This window comes from Nostoc cf. edaphicum LEGE 07299 (genome assembly GCF_015207245.1).
In the GTDB taxonomy this organism is placed as follows: domain Bacteria; phylum Cyanobacteriota; class Cyanobacteriia; order Cyanobacteriales; family Nostocaceae; genus Nostoc; species Nostoc edaphicum_B.
This window is the reverse complement of sequence record NZ_JADEXF010000365.1, coordinates 1-5045: the sequence shown is the minus strand read 5'-3', so window position 1 is coordinate 5045 and position 5045 is coordinate 1. Positions and strand designations below refer to the sequence as shown.

Below are 5045 nucleotides of genomic sequence, written 5' to 3'. Positions count from 1 at the left end.
ACTTAAAACCCTTGCTAATGACCAATGACAAAGGACAAATGACAGCCTTAGCCAGTTAGCTTTAATTGCGCCGACCTACTTAGAGGCGCAGTAGGTTGTCGTTAGACATAGCCTTTTATAAATTAACCTGGAAATACTTTAGATAAATCCAGGACTAAATCAGGAAAATATGGCAGACTAACTGATTCATTGTGCAGAAAAATTAACTTGCGGCGATAACCATATTTACCTTGTAAATCTTTATAAGGTTCGCTGTAAGATTCTAGGTAATTATCTACTAAATTAAATATCCAATAGTCGGAAATACCAGCTTCTGCATAAACAGATAATTTTACATCTTGGTCATATTTCAAAGTAGAATTAGAAATTTCAATTACCAGTAATACATCAGATGGGCTAGGATGAGCTTCTAAATAGTCATCAGGACGATTTCGCACAATGACTAGATCGGGTTCTGGTTCGCTGTCATCAGGTATAATAATTGGTTCTTGTCCTCGAAGAATCGCCTCTTCTAGAATCAGCTTGAACAACTCCCGATATAAGCGGGTGCTGCAAACAGAGTGCGGTGTACCTTTTGCTGCCATCTGGATTATTTCACCCTTAATTAGCTCAACTCGGTCATTCTCCTCAAAGAAGCCGAGTTCAGCTAGACGGTGATATTCAGCTATAGTAAAGCGTTTAGCAGTGGTAAGGCTCATAACAGCTACGAGAATGCAGAGTTATTTTTATCTTAATATAGCTGTAGCTGATTAAACTTCACCGATAGAAGATAATGAGGTGTCTGGGTATTCTTCTTTATCACCTTCTGTAGTTGCTTCTATACTTACACCCTTCCAAGGAAAGTCAAAATATTGTTCTTGAACCGTTTTTAATTCCTTTATTGACTCTTGAAAAAATAATTTAATAGCAGATAGCTGATCTTTTTCAGATAAAAACTCTTGTAGGCTTTTTTGATAAAATATACCTGACCACGCTGGCAAAACTTTTAAATTAACAGGAGTCCATATATTCGGTTTATCGTTAATTATTGTCTGCATAGATTCAATAATTTTTGGGCGTTGTCCAAACTTAGGGGAAACGTGTAAAAGTATACCTAGATATGGATAATCAGTTAAATTATTTGGATTTAAACCGAAGTATCCAAGACCACACCATAAGTCCCATGTAGAGGGAGAAAAGTGGGTGTAGATAATATATCTCTCATCCCATTTCCATTGAGTCCTACTTGCTGCGCCTTTGATAACACCTCCAAAAGCTAGCTTAAATTTTTGCTGTACTTCATCATTGAGAGTTGATTCCATAAGATTGAGAGTTTTGTTATAATTCACCATTGTCAATAAGTCAACTGATGAAAATTGATTATTCTGAGACATTTTGTTATTCCTCATGAAAATTAATATTTCTTGGGCTAAGATATCAGTCGCGTGTTGTTGTAAGCGGGCATAAAATTGATGCCATCTCAATTGATAAAAACTTACTTTTGGTTCTAAATTAAATGCTGGAGTTTTGATTTCATCTTTTGGGTCATAATCACGGGTGATGTAAATTAAAATTCGATGTCTGACATTTGGTAAATTACTCAAAATCTCAGCATATTTTTTTAAAGCATTATTTCCATCCTTCGCGCCAATTTTTGATTCAATAAATATTACATCTGTAGTTAAACCAGTTGAAAGTTCAACCGCAATATCAAGTCTGCTATCATCTGGATGGCTTTCAAGTTTTTTGTGTTCTTGTTGAGCAAATATACCGGGCGATTAGAAATCGCGGCTACACAAACAAAGTCCACCTCCGTGGACTAAGAAAAAATCAACAGTTTTTAACCTGCGGAGGCAGGTTTTGTCTGTGTAGCCGTGACTTCTAGTCGCCTGGCTAGTAATAAATTAGACTTTTAAAACTAACGTTGCAGCAGTTATAACTTAGCCGATCGCATTTGACAAGGGTGCTATACTATACCAACAAAAATAGGGGTAAAATTTTTACCCCTACAAAGTTGTGTATTATTTTAAGAATAGCTAGAGAAGATTATTACTCTGTTAAGTGACTTTCTAGCAAAGTTGCGATCGCATCAGGATGAATATTCTTGTATTTCTTTTTACCAAGCTGTAAAACACAGTTGGGAGCGCTACCACAGCATTTTTGGCAACTTGTATGTTCAATAGTAACTTTGTCTAATAAACCGCGATCGCACAAAGTTTTTTCTAATTCTGATAATAACCCTTTACCACCACGTTTCAGGCAACCGCCCTTTTGACATACCATAATCCTCGCTTTGGGTTGAGGTGGTAAATCTTGTTTTGGACAAGCATCAATTGGTGTCACCCGATAGGCTTTAATTTTAATTTTACTTGTGCGCGAGTCTATTTTACTATGACCACAAACGCGAATTTGCTGACCAGGAACTAAGGATGAACTTAGTAATCGGCGTAACTCTTTAGGCAGTTTAATTTCCACATCTCCAGATGGAACCGCCAATTGCAAGTATTTATATTTTCCTGGTTCACCACCAACAAAACCTAGTAACTGTCCCTCAAGGTTCAATTCTGATAACGTCAAATACTTGTTACCCATGATTGATAAAAAGTTATTGGTAATTGAGGATTAGGGGAGAGGTGACAGGTGACAGGTTATAGGGAGTAATCTGTACCCTGTAACCTATAACCTATTCCCTTCTTTACTCCCCATTTTTTATGCGAGGCGTTTAGCTTCTACTGTTTGAGGTAAATTTGCTGTGTCTGGCAAATCACGAAATTCTAATTCCCAACCATTTGCTAGGGTGAGAATTTTGCCATCACTTCCATCGGTTTGTTTGACGACTTCTTCTTCCAGGTCTTTTTTAGCAACGTAAACTACTAAAGTGCCGGCATCATTCATCCGTAGCATTACTTTCATGAGATTCCTCAACCGATTCTAGTTCTTTTTTCTTGCAGCCGACGACAAACCCTGTTTCTAAGAAATGCACAGCATATATATAGGAAGTCTGCAAATATGTGCCTATACTCGCTATGTAACCGATATCTCCCTTGTTGACTAAAACTTGGCCGACTTCCTTACCGGGAAAGGTACCATCGTTTTTTAGCAGTTTCCGAACTCTGACTTTTTCACCGATTTCAAAAGCAGGTGGCAAGTTTAGTTCTAATTCATCACGTTGCATGAGAGTACCTCTGTTCTCTGACCAAATTCAATAATTCTTCTGTCGTCAAACTGCGTTTTTTCTGTACCGATTGATGGCGCACTGCGTCTAAAACAGATTGGGTTTCTTGGGGGTTCAAGAAAATTCCATGCTGTTCTAGCAAGTTAGCAACTAAATGCCGTCCAGAATGTTTACCTACTACTAAACGCCGTTCCCAACCCACCTCTTCGGGTGCAAATGGTTCGTAGGTGATGGGGTTTTGCAATACTCCGTGAGCATGGATGCCAGATTCGTGAGCAAAAGTGTTTTCGCCAACGATCGCTTTCCAAGGTGGTACGCTAGCACCTGATGCGGCTGCAACTAGTTGAGACAGTTCCAGCAAACTGGGTGTGTCAATGCCCAAATCAAGGCTGTAGATGCGTTTAATCGCCATGACAACTTCTTCTAATGCTGCATTTCCCGCCCGTTCACCCAATCCGTTGACTGTGGTATTCACTGATGAGGCTCCGGCTTTGATACCAGCAAGGGCATTGGCAGTTGCTAGACCAAAATCATTATGCGTGTGGATTTCTAGGGGAATCGTCAACGCTGAAACCAGCCTTTGGACTTTGGTGTAGGTGGTGAAGGGGTCGAGAACTCCTACAGTGTCGCAGAAGCGGAAGCGGGATGCACCCCATTCTTGGGCATAAAGTGCTACATCTAAGAGAAAGTTTTCATCAGCCCTGGAAGAATCTTCTCCACCGACTGCTACCCAAAGACCCTGGTCGAGGGCGAAGTGAATTGAGTCTTTGAGTTTTTGTAAACTTACTCGCCACTGACCATGAAATTTAGTGGCAATTTGGATACCAGAGACGGGAATGGCAATATGCACCCGGTTCAGACCGCAAGCGATGGAAGCTTTGATATCTGAGATGACAGCACGGTTCCAGCCCAAGAGTTTTGCTTGTAAACCCAAGTTAGAAATTGCGGCGATCGCCCGGGTTTCTTCGTCACCCATTGCCGGTATACCCACTTCTAATTCCGGTATACCAATGGCATCGAGAAATTTAGCGATCGCTACTTTTTCTTGTAGAGTAAAGGCAACACCTGCGGCTTGTTCGCCATCACGTAATGTAGTGTCATTAATTATGATTTGATTCATTGCAAATATCCCTCTCTTGGAAGTATTCTTAATATCCTTTCCCTCTACAATCCCTCGTGATGGTAAATGCTAAAAATATCACAATTCATAATGTAGGATACATGATCCTTAATTATTGCCCGATTATTAGCATCACATCTGTATGGCAGGGAACTAAAACAATGTATAAATTACTAATCGTTTTCACCGATGTCAGTTGAAATGTCTTCGAGTAGCAATGAACTAATATAACTATTAGCAAATCCCGAACAAAGTAATACACAAAAGCCAGCAATTAAGGATGTAATCATCTTCGTAACCTCGTATTTTCTAGCGCATTTTGGTGTAATTTAGGCAGGTAATGGTACTCAATGCTAAGGGATACAAATTCGCTAACTTTGGTCTGCTAGCCAATCAAATATCTTTCCTAGCTGCTCCAAGTCAACGAAACCATACTGCCAGAGGAGCATCGGTAGTGGGCCATTTTCTAATTCACGGTGTCGCAGAGCTACAGCAATATCGGCATTTGAAAGTTCAAGTTCATTGTGCAAAAAATTGAGGAGTTTTATATCTCTGTTCCGAGTCGCCATAATTGAACTTTCAATTTCTTAATTTGGGAAAAGGTTAAAAATCAGAAACTCCAATTTATATTTGGTAATTTCGCCTTTTTAATTGTTGCTAGATGTCAGGGAAGTTTCAGATTTAGTAGACCCAACAAAATCTAAACTCCATCTAATCCATCTCAGTCTGCAATAAATTCTGCTAGCGGACAGTAGCTTCAAACTCTAAACC

Annotated in this window: 7 protein-coding genes; all 7 read right to left on the bottom strand. The window is 39.5% G+C overall.

Going from position 1 to position 5045, the window contains the following annotated elements; genetic code table 11:
- Positions 1–122: 122 nt before the first annotated feature.
- Complete coding sequence (locus IQ229_RS12650; RefSeq protein ID WP_194044170.1) at positions 123–698, bottom strand: Uma2 family endonuclease; 576 nt, start codon at positions 696–698, stop codon at positions 123–125.
- A 51-nt stretch (positions 699–749) separates the two neighbouring features.
- On the bottom strand, positions 750–1748 hold the full coding sequence (locus tag IQ229_RS12645) for a PD-(D/E)XK nuclease family protein (RefSeq protein WP_194044172.1): 999 nt from the start codon (positions 1746–1748) through the stop codon (positions 750–752).
- A 280-nt stretch (positions 1749–2028) separates the two neighbouring features.
- Positions 2029–2571: a (2Fe-2S) ferredoxin domain-containing protein gene (locus IQ229_RS12640; protein ID WP_194044168.1), complete on the bottom strand. Its 543-nt coding sequence runs from the start codon at positions 2569–2571 to the stop codon at positions 2029–2031.
- 117 nt (positions 2572–2688) lie between these two features.
- Positions 2689–2892, bottom strand: a complete 204-nt coding sequence (gene nifT, locus IQ229_RS12635; protein WP_181928102.1) for a putative nitrogen fixation protein NifT — start codon at positions 2890–2892, stop codon at positions 2689–2691.
- A complete protein-coding gene (locus IQ229_RS12630) occupies positions 2867–3154 on the bottom strand; it encodes a nitrogen fixation protein NifZ (protein ID WP_069070441.1) in 288 nt (95 codons plus the stop codon). The genes nifT and IQ229_RS12630 overlap by 26 nt, the downstream gene beginning before the upstream one ends.
- Positions 3144–4274 carry a homocitrate synthase gene (nifV, locus tag IQ229_RS12625; protein WP_194044166.1) on the bottom strand — a complete coding sequence of 377 codons (1131 nt, stop codon included), beginning with the start codon at positions 4272–4274 and terminating at the stop codon, positions 3144–3146. The genes IQ229_RS12630 and nifV overlap by 11 nt, the downstream gene beginning before the upstream one ends.
- A 371-nt stretch (positions 4275–4645) precedes the next feature.
- The gene (locus tag IQ229_RS12620; RefSeq protein ID WP_094349915.1) at positions 4646–4843 is read right to left on the bottom strand and encodes a DUF2949 domain-containing protein; all 198 of its coding nucleotides are present in this window, start codon (positions 4841–4843) and stop codon (positions 4646–4648) included.
- Between the last annotated feature and the right edge of the window lie 202 nt (positions 4844–5045).

What these genes read in the sequence shown, in the direction of transcription:
- IQ229_RS12650 (WP_194044170.1), bottom strand. Translation starts at nt 698, where the DNA reads ATGAGCCTTACCACTGCTAAACGCTTTACTATAGCTGAATATCACCGT.
- IQ229_RS12640 (WP_194044168.1), bottom strand. Translation starts at nt 2,571, where the DNA reads ATGGGTAACAAGTATTTGACGTTATCAGAATTGAACCTTGAGGGACAG.
- nifT (WP_181928102.1), bottom strand. Translation starts at nt 2,892, where the DNA reads ATGAAAGTAATGCTACGGATGAATGATGCCGGCACTTTAGTAGTTTAC.
- IQ229_RS12630 (WP_069070441.1), bottom strand. Translation starts at nt 3,154, where the DNA reads ATGCAACGTGATGAATTAGAACTAAACTTGCCACCTGCTTTTGAAATC.
- nifV (WP_194044166.1), bottom strand. Translation starts at nt 4,274, where the DNA reads ATGAATCAAATCATAATTAATGACACTACATTACGTGATGGCGAACAA.
- IQ229_RS12620 (WP_094349915.1), bottom strand. Translation starts at nt 4,843, where the DNA reads ATGGCGACTCGGAACAGAGATATAAAACTCCTCAATTTTTTGCACAAT.